At 63.7% G+C, this 14,611-nt stretch carries 17 protein-coding genes; 9 read left to right on the top strand and 8 right to left on the bottom strand.

The genetic code is table 11. From position 1 onward, the window contains the following. Window positions 1–18: 18 nt before the first annotated feature. Together U2H20_RS08660 and U2H20_RS08655 are read right to left on the bottom strand one after the other, a co-directional pair. Window positions 19–486 carry a hypothetical protein gene (locus U2H20_RS08660; RefSeq protein ID WP_430591886.1) on the bottom strand — a complete coding sequence of 156 codons (468 nt, stop codon included), beginning with the start codon at window positions 484–486 and terminating at the stop codon, window positions 19–21. A gap of 195 nt (window positions 487–681) precedes the next feature. Beyond that, window positions 682–1,188 (bottom strand): MarR family winged helix-turn-helix transcriptional regulator, encoded by a 507-nt coding sequence (locus tag U2H20_RS08655; RefSeq protein WP_430591885.1) that lies wholly within the window; start codon window positions 1,186–1,188, stop codon window positions 682–684. 39 nt (window positions 1,189–1,227) lie between these two features. Between U2H20_RS08655 and U2H20_RS08650 the strand changes: the two genes are divergently transcribed. After that, the gene (locus U2H20_RS08650; protein ID WP_430591884.1) at window positions 1,228–2,115 is read left to right on the top strand and encodes a DMT family transporter; all 888 of its coding nucleotides are present in this window, start codon (window positions 1,228–1,230) and stop codon (window positions 2,113–2,115) included. Here U2H20_RS08650 and U2H20_RS08645 read toward each other — a convergent pair. Next, entirely contained in the window at window positions 2,100–2,759 is a 660-nt protein-coding gene (locus U2H20_RS08645; RefSeq protein ID WP_430591883.1) for a pentapeptide repeat-containing protein, read from the bottom strand. The two genes, U2H20_RS08650 and U2H20_RS08645, sit on opposite strands and share 16 nt — an antisense overlap. A 62-nt stretch (window positions 2,760–2,821) precedes the next feature. Here U2H20_RS08645 and U2H20_RS08640 point away from each other — a divergent pair, with 62 nt between their 5' ends. After that, window positions 2,822–3,598 (top strand): class I SAM-dependent methyltransferase, encoded by a 777-nt coding sequence (locus tag U2H20_RS08640; protein ID WP_430591882.1) that lies wholly within the window; start codon window positions 2,822–2,824, stop codon window positions 3,596–3,598. Window positions 3,599–3,745: 147 nt separating this feature from the next. Here U2H20_RS08640 and U2H20_RS08635 read toward each other — a convergent pair whose 3' ends face one another. Both U2H20_RS08635 and U2H20_RS08630 read right to left on the bottom strand, forming a co-directional pair. Beyond that, window positions 3,746–4,219, bottom strand: a complete 474-nt coding sequence (locus U2H20_RS08635; protein ID WP_430591881.1) for a BLUF domain-containing protein — start codon at window positions 4,217–4,219, stop codon at window positions 3,746–3,748. 24 nt (window positions 4,220–4,243) lie between these two features. Continuing rightward, complete coding sequence (locus U2H20_RS08630; RefSeq protein ID WP_430591880.1) at window positions 4,244–4,480, bottom strand: hypothetical protein; 237 nt, start codon at window positions 4,478–4,480, stop codon at window positions 4,244–4,246. Between the two features lie 160 nt (window positions 4,481–4,640). Between U2H20_RS08630 and U2H20_RS08625 the strand changes: the two genes are divergently transcribed. Both U2H20_RS08625 and U2H20_RS08620 read left to right on the top strand, forming a co-directional pair. Next, window positions 4,641–5,351: a GOLPH3/VPS74 family protein gene (locus U2H20_RS08625; protein WP_430591879.1), complete on the top strand. Its 711-nt coding sequence runs from the start codon at window positions 4,641–4,643 to the stop codon at window positions 5,349–5,351. 67 nt (window positions 5,352–5,418) lie between these two features. Beyond that, entirely contained in the window at window positions 5,419–6,210 is a 792-nt protein-coding gene (locus tag U2H20_RS08620) for a GNAT family N-acetyltransferase (protein WP_430591878.1), read from the top strand. A gap of 61 nt (window positions 6,211–6,271) precedes the next feature. Here U2H20_RS08620 and U2H20_RS08615 read toward each other — a convergent pair whose 3' ends face one another. Together U2H20_RS08615 and U2H20_RS08610 are read right to left on the bottom strand one after the other, a co-directional pair. Beyond that, window positions 6,272–7,549, bottom strand: a complete 1,278-nt coding sequence (locus tag U2H20_RS08615) for an O-acetylhomoserine aminocarboxypropyltransferase/cysteine synthase family protein (protein ID WP_430591877.1) — start codon at window positions 7,547–7,549, stop codon at window positions 6,272–6,274. Beyond that, entirely contained in the window at window positions 7,546–8,862 is a 1,317-nt protein-coding gene (locus U2H20_RS08610) for an acyl-CoA dehydrogenase family protein (RefSeq protein WP_430591876.1), read from the bottom strand. The genes U2H20_RS08615 and U2H20_RS08610 overlap by 4 nt, the downstream gene beginning before the upstream one ends. Before the next feature lie 163 nt (window positions 8,863–9,025). On the opposite strand from U2H20_RS08610, the gene U2H20_RS08605 reads away from it, so the two are divergent. From U2H20_RS08605 to U2H20_RS08590, 4 genes are read left to right on the top strand one after another with little or no spacing between them, the layout of a single operon-like run. Beyond that, a complete protein-coding gene (locus U2H20_RS08605) occupies window positions 9,026–10,060 on the top strand; it encodes a methionine ABC transporter ATP-binding protein (RefSeq protein ID WP_430591875.1) in 1,035 nt (344 codons plus the stop codon). Next, window positions 10,057–10,722, top strand: coding sequence for a methionine ABC transporter permease (locus U2H20_RS08600; RefSeq protein WP_430591874.1), 666 nt, complete (start codon window positions 10,057–10,059; stop codon window positions 10,720–10,722). The genes U2H20_RS08605 and U2H20_RS08600 overlap by 4 nt, the downstream gene beginning before the upstream one ends. After that, window positions 10,719–11,828: a hypothetical protein gene (locus tag U2H20_RS08595; RefSeq protein WP_430591873.1), complete on the top strand. Its 1,110-nt coding sequence runs from the start codon at window positions 10,719–10,721 to the stop codon at window positions 11,826–11,828. The genes U2H20_RS08600 and U2H20_RS08595 overlap by 4 nt, the downstream gene beginning before the upstream one ends. Window positions 11,829–11,830: 2 nt before the next feature. Then, window positions 11,831–12,427, top strand: coding sequence for a hypothetical protein (locus U2H20_RS08590; protein WP_430591872.1), 597 nt, complete (start codon window positions 11,831–11,833; stop codon window positions 12,425–12,427). Here the strand turns inward: U2H20_RS08590 and U2H20_RS08585 are convergent. Then, the gene (locus tag U2H20_RS08585; protein WP_430591871.1) at window positions 12,375–13,487 is read right to left on the bottom strand and encodes an LLM class flavin-dependent oxidoreductase; all 1,113 of its coding nucleotides are present in this window, start codon (window positions 13,485–13,487) and stop codon (window positions 12,375–12,377) included. The genes U2H20_RS08590 and U2H20_RS08585 overlap by 53 nt on opposite strands. 227 nt (window positions 13,488–13,714) lie before the next feature. On the opposite strand from U2H20_RS08585, the gene U2H20_RS08580 reads away from it, so the two are divergent. Then, window positions 13,715–14,602, top strand: coding sequence for a MetQ/NlpA family ABC transporter substrate-binding protein (locus tag U2H20_RS08580; protein ID WP_430591870.1), 888 nt, complete (start codon window positions 13,715–13,717; stop codon window positions 14,600–14,602). Window positions 14,603–14,611 lie beyond the last annotated feature (9 nt).

The raw sequence follows: 14,611 nt of genomic DNA, 5'->3' as shown, positions 1-14,611 counted from the left end.
CTGCGTGCACCTCGGTCGCTAGGGGGCTTCGATCTGCTCGATGATCGTGCAGGGCGTGTAGAGCGCGACCGCGCCGTCGATCGTCGCGCACGTCACCGTGAGGGTTTCTCCGACATTGATGTCCTCGCGACCCGCGGTGACGAGCAGCGACCGATTCTGGGTGTCAAGTCGCACGGTCGAGATCGCACGGTGCGGGTCACTCTCGATCGCAGTGATCGCGCCCGTGAGTTCGATCTCCGACACCTCCACGTCGGAACGGTTCGCGTATCCGACTGCGAAGGTGATGCCGATCGCGATGACTGCGATAACCCCCACAACGCCAATTCCCGCTAAGACGAACGAGCGCTTGATGAACGACCAAATCGCGAGGGCGAGGGGAAGAAGCGCGAGGATGATGGTCATCACGATCGAGAAGGTGACGCCCGCCTGGAGGTCGAGATACACCTGCGCGCTCTCGTCGACGTACTCGATTGCTGTGAAGTTCATGGCAGTCCCGCCCTCGTGTGCTCAGCCCAGTTTCGTCCCGGCATCGGCGCAACACATCGCGTGGATTCAGTGGTGATCGCTCGCCAACCCGCTCTTTTACGGTAGCGGGGATGCGTGAAGGGGACAAGCAATGGAGCCGCGACAGGACCTGCGCACAGGGCTTCGACTGACCGAGCGACGCGGCATGTGGGGCGACTACTCGTGCTTCGCGAGCCAGCTCGTCAGTATGCGTTCGAGCTCGGCACGATCGCTCTGTTCGAGTTCTGCAACGAGCCGCGACTCGTTCTGCATGTGATCGGTGAATGCGGCATCGATTCGACGACGGCCTTCCTCGGTGAGCGCGACCACTCGCCGCCGGCCGTCATCGCTCGCAGCGCTGCGACTCACGAGCCCGGCTGCTTCGAGGCGATCGATCCGCTTCGACATGGCGCCGGTCGTCACCATCGTGTGCTCCGCGAGTTCTCCCGGAGCGCACTCGAACGGAGCACCCCGACGGCGAAGCGTTGCCAGCACATCGAACTCCCCCTCGCCGAGTCCATGCTGCTCATACACGGCAAGGAGTTCCTCAGTGAGTGCGTTCGCGAGTCGATGCAGTCTGCCGATGATGCCCTGCGGTGTGACGTCGAGGTCGGGGCGTTCGAGGCGCCATTCGTGCTGAATCGCCGCGACCCGATCGAGTTCGCTTGCCGGAGTCATTCCCATCCCTCGATCTTATCTTCCCAGGAAGCTATAGTAACTTCCATGGAAGATAAATGGCGTTGGGTAGCGGTGACGGCGATCGCCCCGATCGCATGGGGATCGAACTATTACGTCACCCGGCAAATCCTCCCGGAAGACTCGCCACTCTGGGGAGCGGTGTTCCGAGCCCTCCCTGCCGGACTCCTCTTGCTCGCGCTCGTTCGAAAACGTCCACGCGGTGCGTGGTGGTGGCGCTCGCTCATACTCGGAACGCTCAACGTCGGCGCGTTCTTCGTGCTGATCTACATCACGTCACAACTGTTGCCGACGAGCCTGGCCTCGACGATCATGGCGACCTCCGCAGCCGTCATGCTCATGCTCGCCTGGCCCCTCCTCGCCGAGCGCCCCGGCACGCTCTCTGTGCTCGGAGCCAGCATCGGACTCATCGGCGTCGCGATCATGCTGCTCGGCGGGACCAGCCCCTCTGCTCCTGAGCGACTGCAACCACTCGGAATTCTGGCATCGCTCGCCGCAATGCTGATGTCCTCGCTCGGCTTCGTCCTGTCGAAAAAATGGGGTCGTGGCATTCCGCTCCTGCCGCTGACGTCCTGGCAATTGGTCGCCGGAGCGCTCGTCGTACTGCCGTTCGCGGTTGTCATCGAAGGGCCGCCGCCGACGCTCGATGGTCCGGCCATGCTCGGATTCGCCTACGTCAGCGTGATCGCGACCGCGCTCGCCTTCGTCGCCTGGTTCTTCGGACTTCGCACGCTCCCCGCAGGAACGGTCGGCCTCATCGGCCTGTTGAATCCCGTGACCGGAGTCGCACTCGGCACCCTCATCGCAGGCGAAGCATTCGGAGTGCACCAGGCCCTCGGAACTGCGCTCGTGCTCTCCGGCGTTGCCGTTGGCCAAATGCGTCGGCGAGGACGCGCTGCTCAAGAACGAGTGTGAATGCCGATCATGCTCGCGAGCGTCTCCGCCATGTCGCTCACCTGCATCGGGCTCATCGTCGCGCCTTTCAGCCCTTCGATGCCGTTGATCTTCCGGATCGACAGATCCCGAAGATCGACGTCGGTGAGCGTCGCGCCGCGCGTTTCGAGTGTGCCCAGCTGCGTGCGCTCGAAGTGCACGCGGTTGAGCTTCGCTCCCCCGATATCGAGCTCTTCAATCGTGCAATCCGAGAAGAGGAGGTCAGTGGCGACCGCGCCTCGGAGATTCACGTATCCGAGCTTGCAACCCGAGAAGCGCACCGAGCGCAGGGAGGCGTCAGTCAGTTCGGCCGAAGCGATCCGTGAATCCGAGATCTCGACGTCGCGAAGCGAGAGACCTGCTGCAGAAAACACGGGAGCATCGAGACGGTCGATGATCGAGTCGACAATGGTCGCTCCGCGCAGGCTCGTGTCCCGCATCGTGACGTTGGAAAAGCGGCAATCTGCGACGTCGAGTCCGGTCAGGTCGCGGTCTGCGATCTCCCCGCCCCGAAACTTGAAGAACTCCCAGCTCCGCTCCGCAGACAGCTCGGCAGGCTTTCCCGGTTCGAGCTCCGGGAGCAAGATCGGCGAGAGTCGGGGGTGATTGAGCGCGCTCGAAGACATGCCTCCACCGTATCGGCGCCCTCTGCTTGTCTCCCAGCGCGGGCCCCACGTAGCCTCGACGGGTGACCGACTACGACCCCCGCATTGTTGCCCTCTACGACGACGACAATCCAGACGGCCCGGATCACGATTTCTACCGCGCTCTCGCAGATGAACGCGAAGCTCGCGCTGTGCTCGACATCGGCTGCGGCACGGGCATGCTCACAGTCTCCCTCGCCCGCGACGAACGGTCGGTGGTCGGCGTGGACCCCTCGCCGTCGATGCTGCAGTTTGCTCGTGGTCGCGACGGAGCGACGGCCGTCACCTGGGTGCTCGGTGACAGCAGTGGCATTCCAGACGGCGTCTATGACTATGCCGTCATGACCGGAAATGTTGCCCAGCACATTCCCGAGACGCATTGGTCGCGCACGCTGAGAGATATCCGAGCGCACATGGACCCGGGCGCGACGCTCGCGTTCGAAAGCCGTAACCCGCTCGCACGAGCATGGGAGTCATGGGCTGCAGCGGAGAAGACTTCGCGACTCACCGCGAACGGAACGCTCGCCGAGTGGAACGAGGCGAAGCTCCTCGATGCGCAGACGGTCGAGCTCGTCTCACACAATCACTTCATCGACTCAGACGAGGTCGTCACGGAGCGCGCCCACCTCGCGTTTCGTTCGCGCGAGCAGATCGAGCGCGATCTTGCGGATGCAGGGTTCGAAATCGAGTCGGTGTTCAGCGATTGGCACCGCACGCCTTTTCACAAGGAGGCACCGCTCATGGTGTTCGTTGCCCGCGCCGCCGAGCTCGGGGAACCCGTTGAACGTCGCGGGCTCTTCGAGCGGCGCACCCGCTGGTGACGACCTGGCCAGACTCTGCAACTGACACGTCGCTACGCCTGGCCAGACTCGACGCCTGGCCAGACCATGCGCGCGGCCAGGCTCTACGCCTGCCTCGTCGCTACGCCTGACTCGTCGCTGACACACGGGCCACTGCCCGTGCTCGCTTCAGTTGGCCGACTGTGATTCGCGGTTTGCTCGACGCATCGAACGCACGCGGAACCACAGGCTCAATTCACGAGCGGCACGAATCGTTGAGACCGGGTCTGCGCCGTTTTCGAGATCCTCGAAAGTGCTGCGGAAGCCTTCGGGGGCTGGTTCGCGCGACTCGGCCATCGGTTCGTACCCCATGGTCCAGTCGGGGAACCGACGAGACGACACCGTCTCTTCGACGAGGATGCGCATGTCAGTGTGACGCGGATCGTTCTCGATCTTCGCGATCACCTTGCGAACATCGAACTCGTCGCCTTCGAGCACCTGAATGAAGCGACCGCTGCGGTACAGCAGCATGCCGGTCAAATTCAACTTCTCGTTCGAGCTACGGCTTTGTGCCAGGAGTTCATTCAAGCGGTCATCGTCGAAAGGCTCGTGCGCAGTGCTCGAGTACATGATCGACAGCAATCCGTCATCTGACGTCGTCATAACTTCCTCAATATCCACAGTCGACTACCCAGCAGCTACTGGATCGCCGAAACCGGAAGAGTTCAAAACCGTTGTCGCCGCACGAAGATCCGGGAACACTCCGACTTCGCGAGAAAACATGTCGAAAGCGAGGTACTGCGCCTCGCTCTTTCGGTCAATGTAGCCGAGGAATTCGCCGTTGCGACTCCCGACATAGAATCCGTCTTCGACACAAGCCCAAAGAACGTTCGGCTCTTGAATCGGGTTTGGAGGTACAGTCACCAAACTCTTCCTCCTCATTGCGGCTGTGCAGTACAAAATCCTCGAATAGTGTAACCCTCGTTCCTATGAAAATCAGTACCCCTTACCCCCGGGTGCATTCTCAGCCTGCAGCGGCGACTTCGCGCTAGCGTGAAACCGGGCAATCGGAAGGGAACATGCAATGTCAGACTCCAACGCCAACCACGTCTCCACCAACGATGGCGGACATGATCCGCTCATCGCGGAAGACCTCATGCTGGTGCTCTTCTTGCCGAAAACCGGAACCTTCGCGAGCGAGAGCATGCTGTATTCCTTGCTCGGCGGCGCGATCCTGAGCGATCTCATTCTCGGTAACCACGTCACGGTCAACGACCGCGGGCTCAAGGGCACCGAAATCGCAACCACGCCGAACATGCCCGCTGACGAACTCCTGCGGGAATCGTGGGAGTACCTCTCGAAGAAGCCGCGCGATGTACAGACCCTGCTTGCCGCCATGGGACCGAAATTGCGCGCTCCAGTGATCGAGCGGTTAATTGAACGCGGCGAGCTCGTTCGTCAGGAAAAGAAGTTTCTCGGGCTCTTCCCGACGAAGGTATTGCGGGGCAACGCAACGGGTCGACGCGAATACCTGCGCGGCCTGATTCGAGCAACCCTCGTCGACGGCGAGGAACCCGACACACGGACCGCGACGATCACCGCCTTCATCTCGGCGAGTGGCGCCCTTCCGCACTTCCACCCAGAGATCCCCTGGAACTCGAAGACCATCGCCCGCGCGAAGGAGTTCGAGCAGGGAAACTGGGGATCGAAGGCCGTTGCAGCGGCGGTCGTCAGCGCGACGACGGCCGTGATCGTGAGCACGCTCGTGACGACCACGATGATCACGCGCTCGTAAACGCAGCCCGACGTTCCCGGTCCAAGACACTCCAACCCGCCCCGCCGTACAGAAGCGAGTTCGAAGCATGTTCACAGATCGCGTGTTCGAGTCATGGATGCCAGCTGCTCGCGTTCCCGACGAGGAGGCTGCGCCTGCATCACGCCTTCGCGTCGTGATCGACGACACGCTCCCCGCGAATCGGGCGCTGATGATCTTGACCCCGGACCGCGGTGAAGGCCTCCTTACTGTGACGAGCGCGATCGCATCGACCGTCGGGCTCGTGAGCGATGAGCGGCTCGACCCCGAGTCAGTGCAAACGCGGCTCGCTACAGCGGGGATCGCCCTGAACGGAGCAGACCACCTCTTCTACTTGCCGGCGCACGAACAAGAGCGCGTTGCGACCGAGCAATCGGAGCAGGCCGTGCAGTCCGAGCAGGCCGAGCTATCCGAGCTATCCGAGCGACCTGACCGACGTGCACATTCAGGGCGAAACACCCGTCAGTTAGGGGCTGAGGACGCCGCGGCCTTTGCGGCCTTCGTCGCCGCAGCACCCGAGGACGACCTCGACGAGGCCTTTGTCGAACTCGATCACTGGCTCGTGTTCGGCACTTTCGTCGAGGGAGCGATCGTCACGGTCTCGAGCATGTACCCATGGCAATCGTCAGCGCTCGCGGACCTCGGCGTGATCACCCTGCCCGAGTTTCGAGGTCAAGGACATGCCCGCACGACAGTGCGTGCGATCAGCGCTCGCGCGATTGCGCTCGGCTACGAACCGCAGTACCGCTGCCAGCTCGACAACGCTGGCTCTGTTGCACTCGCGCACAGTGCAGGCTTCGAGCGATTTGCCACCTGGGACGTCATCGACCCCGGCGATTGAGCACCTTCGCCTGTTCGCCATAGCGCACAGGCAAGAGCCTTTGCATTGAAGCCCGCGCACCTCACGCTTGGGACGCAGCGAGCGCCTGAGCGAGATCGTCGAGAATGTCCTGCACGGTTTCGAGACCGACGGAAAGGCGAACGAGCCCGGGTGTGATCCCGATCGCAAGCCGTTCCTCCTCGCTGAGCCTGCCGTGGATCGTGCTGCCTGTGTGCAAGGCGAGGGTTCGGACGTCTCCGATGTGCGTCATCCGTGTCACGAGTTGGAGCGCGTTGATGAAGCGCTCGGCCGCCGCTCGACCGCCCCGAACTTCGAAGGCGAGCACACCACCGGCACCGAGCGGGAGGTATCGCTGCGCTCGTTCGTAGGAAGGGTTCGAGGGGAGTCCCGGGTAGTCGACCGCGCCCACCGCCTCGTGCGCATCGAGCCATTCGGCAATCGTCTGTGTGCTCTCGACATGGCGGGCGACGCGCAGCGACAGCGTCTCGATGCCGAGCAGGAGCAACTGCGCGCTTGCTGCCGGAAAGGTCGGGCCGTAATCGCCGATGACACCCGAAAGGTACGGCAGCAGCGCGCCCGCGCCGAAGCGGTCGACGAAACTCAGTCCGGTCGGTGGCAGAGGAGTCGTCAACTGCGGGAATCTGCCCGATGCGGCCCAGTCGAAGTGACCACCGTCGATGATCGCGCCACCGATGACGTTGCCGTGACCGCTCAGCCACTTTGAGGTCGAGTGAATGACGATGTCGGCACCGAACTCGATGGGACGAAGGAGATAGGGCGTCGCAACCGTGCTGTCGACGACAAGTGGCACCCCGTGGCGATGCGCGATCGTGGCGAGTCGTTCGAGATCTGGCACGTCGTTCTTCGGGTTGGGGATCGACTCCGTATAGACGAGCGTCGTTGCCTCGGTGAACGCGGCCTCCCAACTTGCATCGTCGGCCTCGGCGTCGAGAAAGACGAATTCCACTCCGGTGCGCTCGATGCTGTCGCGAAAGAGATGCTTCGTGCCCTCGTAGAGACTCGACGTCGCAAGCACTCGCGACCCGGCCGGTGCCAGCGCGAGCAGCACCGTCGCGATTGCGGCCTGGCCACTACTGGTGAGCAGTGCCCCGATTCCGCCTTCGAGGTCAGCGAGCCGCGCCTCGACGATGCGATTCGTCGGGTTGCCCGCGCGCGAATAGATCGGCCGGTTCGCACGCTGCCCGAAGCGTTCCGCTGCGTCGTCGAAACTCTCGAAGACATAGCCCGCGGTTTGGTAGACGGGTGTGATCCGCGCACCAGTCTGCGAGTCGACAACCGCTCCCGCGTGGATCTGACGAGTATCGAATCCGAAGCTCACGAGCGGTCTCCTTCTGCTGGTTCGCCGCGTCGGTGTCGACGTTCGCGCGGTGCACCGCTGTCGATTCCAAACGCGAGGTCGTCGCCGATCATGCGCTGTTTGAACAGCACCGGGTTGTGCGTGGCGATGGTTCGAACGTTGCGCCAGAGGCGTTCCACTGCTCGCGCGGCCTTCGGGTTTGCAGTCGCTATGCCGAGGGCACTCACTTCGGCAACTGCGTTCGCCGCGGCGAGCACGTGATCGATGATGATGACCTGGGCTTGGAAGGTCGCGCGCTCCGCCAAACGGATCGCCTCGGTCACGGCAGGTGCAGTGCGTGCTGCACCGGCGTTGAGGAGCGATTCTGAGGCGCGCTGCGTCGCCCGGGCCGCTTCTCGGAGCCCTGCTCGCGCTGCGAAAACCCGCGAGGAGATCCAGCCGAGTCGTTCGAGGTAGACGGGATCGAGCTCCGCGTCGTCGTGACTCGGGGAGCGGGCGAGATCGATCGCGATTCGTTCGAGCGCTTCGCCTGCGCCGACGAGCGCCGCGAGGAGCACGAGTTGTTGCCAGCCTCGCGAGCCGTCGTAGGTGCCACCGAACGGCACGAGGTTCTCGGACTCGACGAAGACGTTCTCGAAGACGGTCGTCCCGCTCGCGGTGAGCTGCTGCCCGAAACCATCCCAGTCGTCGATGTGGGTGATGCCCTCCGCGCGTGCCGGGACGATGGAGATCGCGGTTTCTCCGGCCTCGTCGACCCCAGTGACTTGCAGCCAGTCGGCGAGGAGGCTCCCGGTGCTGTAGAACTTGCGTCCGTTCAGGCGGTATCCCTCGCCGTCCCGGGTGAGCGTGGTCGTGAACGTTCCGATGGTGACGTCACCGGCCTCCGTCCAGGCGCCGCCGAGAATCGCGCCCGCGCCGATCCGCCCCAGCCAGAGGTCACGGTCGCCGCTCGACGCAGAGGTCACGTACCGCTCGGTTGCGAGGATGTGCGTTCGGAGCGACTGCAGCACGTTCGTGTCCGCTGCCGCGAGCGCCACGAGTTCTTCGACGAAGGCTTCGATGTCGAGTCCACCCCCGCCGTGCTCCTTGGGAACTCTGCGCTTCGTGAACCCGAACGCCGCGAGCCGTTCGTAGATCGCGGCGGGAAGTTCGTGGTCGGTTTCTCGTTCTTCGGCGGTTTCCGCGATCACCGCGAGCAATGCCTCGAGGTCTGCTGCTTCGAGGATCGCTCGCTCGCTCGTGCTGAGCGATTTCGCCTGCACCGTGTGCGATGCCACTGACGAGGACGACGGTTCGTCAGCGTGCGCGGAGATGGTTTGTGATGACTGGGTCATGGAGGCCAAGCGTAAAAGAGGCGACGAATCTGCGGCCGAGTGTGACGTTCCACGACGTTCGAAGACGAAATACGAACGCGCATGACACGCAAAATGTCACACAGTTGCAGCCGCAGCGGAGCCTCCAACACAGTGAAACTCCAAGCGAACAGGAGGGCCACCAGTGAGCAGCATCTTCCAAATCTCACACGTCACGAAGTCGTTTCATCGCGACGGGGCGGTGACGAACGCGCTCGACGACGTCAGCCTTGACGTCCCCGACGGCTCGTTCTTCGGCATCGTCGGAACCTCGGGTGCGGGCAAGAGCACGCTGCTTCGGATGTTGAACCTGCTCGAGACCCCAAGCTCTGGCACGATCACGTTCGACGGCAAGGATCTCGCGCAGTTCTCTGGAAAGCGCCGTGGTGAATATTTGAGCGAGGTCGCAACGATCTTCCAGCACTTCAACCTGTTCCACAGCAAGACGGTGCTGCAGAACATCGCGTTTCCGCTCGCAATTCGAGGGGTGAGTCGGAGTGAGCGGAACCGTCGAGCACGGGAACTCATCGAGCTGGTCGGCCTGAACGGGAAAGAGCGCGCCTACCCCTCGCAACTCTCCGGCGGGCAGAAGCAACGCGTCGGCATCGCTCGCGCGCTGATCAGCAAACCGCGAGTGCTGCTGTGCGACGAGGCGACGAGCGCGCTCGATTCTGAGACGACTCGCGTGATTTTGACACTCCTGAAAGATCTGCAGAAGGCGCTCGGGTTCACGACCATTCTCATCACCCACTCGTGGGAGGTGGTGCGGTACGCCTGCGATCGCGCGACACTCATTCGTCACGGCAAGATCATCGAATCCGGCGCGGTGCTCGATCTGGTCGCGCAGCCCGACTCGATTCTCGGTGCGCTGCTCCTTCCGGCGCCAGAGGGCGACCCGGCGCCGAGCGACCAAGCGCACTTCGACCTGATCTTCCAAGAGCCGGGCGATCAAACCGAGGTGCTCTCCGACATCGCTCGCGAGTTCGAGTTGCGCTTCTCGATCCTTTCGGGACGAGTGGAAAAGGTCGCAGAGAAGACCGTCGCCCGATTCAAGGTGGTGTTCACCGCACCCGAAGGCGCCCCCGAGGGCACACCGGTGAACGCTGCCGCGCTGCGAGCGCGATTACTGTCTCGCGGCATCGTCATTGGCGAATCAACACCACAGGGAGCATCCGCATGAACCGCGACTGGACCTCGTACATCCCTGACTTCTGGGACGCGCTCGGCGAGACGCTCTCCATGGTGGCGATCGCCGGGAGCATCATCATCGTGGTCGGGCTGATCGTCGGCACGACCTTGTACATGACCGCTCCGGGTTCGATCGCGCAGAATCGCACGGTCTACTACGTGCTCACGACCATCGTGAATGTCGGTCGCTCGATTCCGTTCCTGATTCTCATCGTCATCGCGATCCCCGTGACCCGCCTGGTCGTCGGAACGACCCTCGGCCCGGTTGCCGCGCTCGTTCCGCTCACGCTCGGGTTCGCCCCCTTTTTCTCGAGGCTTGTCGAATCGGCGCTTCGGGAGGTCGACCCGGGCCGCATCGAAGCGGCGAAGGCGATGGGGATCTCACGGTTCCAGTTCATCTTCCGGGTGCTGCTGCCGGAGTCGGTCTCCGGCTTGATCGCCGCCGTCACGATCATCCTCGTCGGCACAGTCGAGGGCACTGCGGTCGCGGGGGCGGTCGGCGCTGGAGGACTCGGTGATTTCGCCCTTCGGTACGGCTACCAACGCTTCTACCCCGAACTCATGCTCCTCGCGGTAGTCGCGATGGTGCTGATCGTCCAAGCAATCCAACTCAGTGGTGACTTCTGGGTCCGAGCAAGAAAGCACAAACGATGACTGCACACGCAACACTCGACGGCCTGGCCTTCTCGCTTCCCGACCGCGTCGTCGCGCATGCGATCGGCGCGGGGAAGATCGCAGAACTCGGGGCCGCTCTCGACGCGCTTCCGGTCGGCTGGGTGCACCTCGGCGCGGCTCGAGCCGGTGGCCTCGACGAGCATCGACCCGACGTCGCCGAGAAGCACTCGGCGCACGAAGTGGTGCTCGAATCGACGACGACCGCTGCGGGGCTGATCGCCGTCACGGATCGCACACAGTTCGTGGTCTCGCACAGCGCCCACCGCGATCACCCGTACAACATCGCACGCAGATTCGCCTCGCTCGCGCACCTGAGCGGCAACCGGGTCGCCTGGGCCGCGCTGGCGCGTGACGCGCAGGCACCCGGCGAGCGCAACGCCTGGACGAACGAGGCCCAGACCGAGTCGCTTCGTGAGGAGGCGATCAGGACCGTTCGTGCCTTGTGGGCTTCCTGGCCGAAGTCATCGATCGCGAGCGAGAACGGCTCGGAGGTCTTCATCGATTCCGAGGCGATCCACTTCGCGAATGCGGAAGGGTCGTTCCGCTCTCGCGGCCCGCTCAATGTGCCGGGGCCCGTCAACGGGCTCACGGTCGCACGTCACCTCGATCCTGACGACGCCATCGCCTTCGAAGCGGTGGGCGCGGCTGGCTCGGTGGGCGCAACCGGCTCGGTCGGCGCGGCCGGCTCGGTCGGCGCGGCCGAGGGCGCTCCCGCGACTCGCGTGTTCCGTGCGTTACCCCTCGACGTGTCGTCCGTGCTCGCTCCGGAAGCCTCGAACGCTGCTTCGGGAGCGCTCGACGACGCCGGTGCAGACGAGCGCGGCCCCGAGCAGGGTGTGCTCCTTGTTCCGCGATCCGGCACTGCAGCCGAGTGGTTGGAAGCACTGCTCGGCGGTACGCTCGCGCGTTTTCTCGCACCGCTCATCGCGACCACCGACGCTCCGCCGGCCTTCGCAACGCCGTTCCACCAGCTTTACGATGCACGCGCAGCGGATGTTGCAGCGCACCCACGCCCCTTCGCCTCCAGCGCAGAACCGCACGCCTCAGCGAGCGCAGTGACGACAACGACTCCACAGAAGGCATGAGCATGAGCATCCACGAGACCACCGAAACCATTGCGACACTCAGCGCTGCATTCCAGGAAAGCCTCGACGCCCTGATTGCCCAGTTCATCGAGGGCATCGAGCCTGCGAGCGCGCACGCCGCCGTCGAACACGGTGTTCCCTACGCTGAAAGCCTGGCCGAGCCGACGATCGACGTGGCAACGATCGGCCTTCTCGCGATCGCCCGTGCGAGCGAGCAGCGTGCGCGCGATGAGGTGCTCGCGCGAGTCCGCGTGTTCTGGCAGGGGAACGCGGAGGTCAGTCGTGACGACGTCCAACTGCAGTCAGCGCTCGGAACCCTGCACGCCCACGTCTTCGCCGCGGAATCGAGCGTCCGCCGCGCACTCGTGCACGAACCGTCACGAGCGAGCTCACAGGCAGCGTTCGTCATTGCCGCGCAGGCAGCGCAGTCGGTGAGCACGACACTGTTCGATCTCCTCGGCGCCTCAGCGGTCAGCACGAAGAAAGGGCTGCACTCGTTGTGGTTGAGTGCAGCCCGATTGAAAGAGGCGGGAAGCCTCCCTCAGATCACGACTTCGCTCGGGGCGAGCCTGCTGTCTGCGACCCGGGTGCCCGAGTAGCGGCATCCCCCGCCGCTGCACGTTGCGCCTCGAGCTCGCGCACGAGCGGGATCACCTGCGTCGCGAACCGCTGCAGTTCTGGCAGGTGCGGTGAGAATTGCAGGAGCAGGAGTCCGAGGCCGGCCTCCGAGAACTCCACGATGCGCTCGGCGACCTGCTGAGGCGTGCCGACCAAGCGGGGGCGCAGTCCGCGGTTCGAGACCGAATACTCCTCCAGGCTCACTTCGACGTCGAGCTTCGAGCGGGTCACGAACTGCTGGTAGCTCGCGTACGCGGGCCCCTCCTGCACCGTCGTGATCCGGCGCAGTTCCTCCTGCGCCTCCTCCTCGGTGTCGCGAACGATCACGAACGCGGCCATGCCGAAGCTGTCGAACTCAGCCCCCTGGGCGGCAACTCGGCGACGGTTGAGGTCGGCGATCTTCTCCCGGATTTCTTCTGGCGTGCCACCGTGGGTGACGTAGGAGTTCGCGAACGAGGCGATCGAGGCGCGGCCGTCTTCGCTCTCCCCACCGGCATAGATGTGCAGTGATTGGCTCGGCTTCGGCGAAGCGTAGGTGCCCTGCAGCGGGAAGAACTCGCCCTCCAGCGTTACGGGGTTCGGCTGCTCCCAGAGCGCTCGGAGCGCCGCGACGAACTCTTCCGTGCGCCGGTAGCGCTCAGCATGCTGCGCGAAGACCGCTCCGTATTGGCGCGATTCCTCCTCCCACCATGCCGAGACCACGTTGAGCGTGAACCGGCCACGACTGATCTGATCGATCGTCGCCGCCTGCTTCGCGGCGATTGCAGGGTTGTGGAACCCGGGCCGCACGGCAGCCATGATCTCGATTCGTTTAGTCGAGGCTGCGAGCGCGGTCGCAATCGTCCAGGCATCGAGTCGGGGCGACTCCATTCCCTTCTGATCGTTCAAGTTGAGCTCGGGCACGAGGGTCACGTCGAAGCCGTGCCGCTCGGCGAACTGCGCGATTTCACGCACATGCTCGAACGTCGTTGGGGTCTGCTCGTCAGCCACGTTGCGAAGCCATCCGCCGGCAAGTGGGGTCCAGTATCCGAATGCGATCATGCGTTCATCCCAGCACGATTCATTGATTCGAGGCGGCCTGGCGGCGTCATATTGCAGAGTGTTACTCCCCATGTGACGCCGCGTTTCTTTGCGTTACTTCACAACGTTGCCAGGCCCACGATCGCTCCTTAGCGTTGGCGACACAGCACATCCCCGCCTTTCTCTCGGGCACCACATTCCCGGTCACGCACGTCAATCCCGACTCGGCCGTCCCACCAAGGAGCACCATGAAACGCACAACCCGCCGCTGGAGTGTCTTCACAGCGATTCTGTCCGCCTCAGCGATCGCGCTCACCGGGTGCAGCGCCGACACCGGAAACTCCGGCGAGGGCGCTGCCGAGGAGTCCGGACTTGAAACTCCGCTTCGCGTCTACGTCACGCCAACCCCGCAGGGCGATGTCTTGAACTACATTCAGGAACTCGCGGATGCTGATGAGAGCGGACTCCAGCTCGACATCATCGAGAGCGATGGGCAACTCGACCCGAACGAACTGCTCGCAAGCGGTGACATCGATGCGAACCTTTTCCAGCACGACCCGTACTTCACCTCGTGGAAGGCCGCGCACACGGAGACCACGAACCTGGAGAACGTGTCGACCGTGCTCGTGAACATCTTCGGGCTCTACTCGGACAAGTTCGACAGTGTCGAGGAGATCCCCGAGGGCGCCGAGATCCTGGTGCCGAACGAGCAGACGAACCTGCCGCGCGCACTGTTCATTCTGCAAGACGTCGGCCTCATCGAACTGAGCTACCCGGAGTCCGACGGATCAGCCGAAGCGCTCGCGATCGACGAGAGCGACATCGTCTCGAACCCGAAGAACCTGAAGTTCGTGCCCACCGACACCACGCTTCGTGCGCAGGCGCTCCCAGATGTCGCAGCGAGCTTCATCAATGGTGACATCGCCCTCAGCAACGGCGTCGATCTCGACCTCGCGCTCTCGCTGGAAGAACCGGAGAACAACCCGTACGCGAACGTCTTGACGACGACGACCGAGTTGAAGACCGACCCTCGCATCGAACTCCTCGTCGAGTACCTGACGAGTGACGAAGTCGCGAGCTACATCGACGAGGGCTACGACGGCTTCGTTCTCGCAGCAGGGAACTCGCTGCTCTAAACAGTCCGG

It is taken from the genome of Humidisolicoccus flavus (genome assembly GCF_045689595.1).
Taxonomy (GTDB): Bacteria; Actinomycetota; Actinomycetes; order Actinomycetales; family Microbacteriaceae; genus Humidisolicoccus; species Humidisolicoccus flavus.
This window is presented reverse-complemented; position numbering and strand designations above follow the sequence as displayed.

Coding starts and splice junctions, on each gene's coding strand:
- U2H20_RS08660 (WP_430591886.1), bottom strand. CDS start 486: ATGAACTTCACAGCAATCGAGTACGTCGACGAGAGCGCGCAGGTGTAT.
- U2H20_RS08620 (WP_430591878.1), top strand. CDS start 5,419: ATGTTCACAGATCGCGTGTTCGAGTCATGGATGCCAGCTGCTCGCGTT.
- U2H20_RS08625 (WP_430591879.1), top strand. CDS start 4,641: ATGTCAGACTCCAACGCCAACCACGTCTCCACCAACGATGGCGGACAT.
- U2H20_RS08645 (WP_430591883.1), bottom strand. CDS start 2,759: ATGTCTTCGAGCGCGCTCAATCACCCCCGACTCTCGCCGATCTTGCTC.
- U2H20_RS08595 (WP_430591873.1), top strand. CDS start 10,719: ATGACTGCACACGCAACACTCGACGGCCTGGCCTTCTCGCTTCCCGAC.
- U2H20_RS08655 (WP_430591885.1), bottom strand. CDS start 1,188: ATGGGAATGACTCCGGCAAGCGAACTCGATCGGGTCGCGGCGATTCAG.
- U2H20_RS08590 (WP_430591872.1), top strand. CDS start 11,831: ATGAGCATCCACGAGACCACCGAAACCATTGCGACACTCAGCGCTGCA.
- U2H20_RS08580 (WP_430591870.1), top strand. CDS start 13,715: ATGAAACGCACAACCCGCCGCTGGAGTGTCTTCACAGCGATTCTGTCC.
- U2H20_RS08585 (WP_430591871.1), bottom strand. CDS start 13,487: ATGATCGCATTCGGATACTGGACCCCACTTGCCGGCGGATGGCTTCGC.
- U2H20_RS08600 (WP_430591874.1), top strand. CDS start 10,057: ATGAACCGCGACTGGACCTCGTACATCCCTGACTTCTGGGACGCGCTC.
- U2H20_RS08650 (WP_430591884.1), top strand. CDS start 1,228: ATGGAAGATAAATGGCGTTGGGTAGCGGTGACGGCGATCGCCCCGATC.
- U2H20_RS08635 (WP_430591881.1), bottom strand. CDS start 4,219: ATGACGACGTCAGATGACGGATTGCTGTCGATCATGTACTCGAGCACT.
- U2H20_RS08610 (WP_430591876.1), bottom strand. CDS start 8,862: ATGACCCAGTCATCACAAACCATCTCCGCGCACGCTGACGAACCGTCG.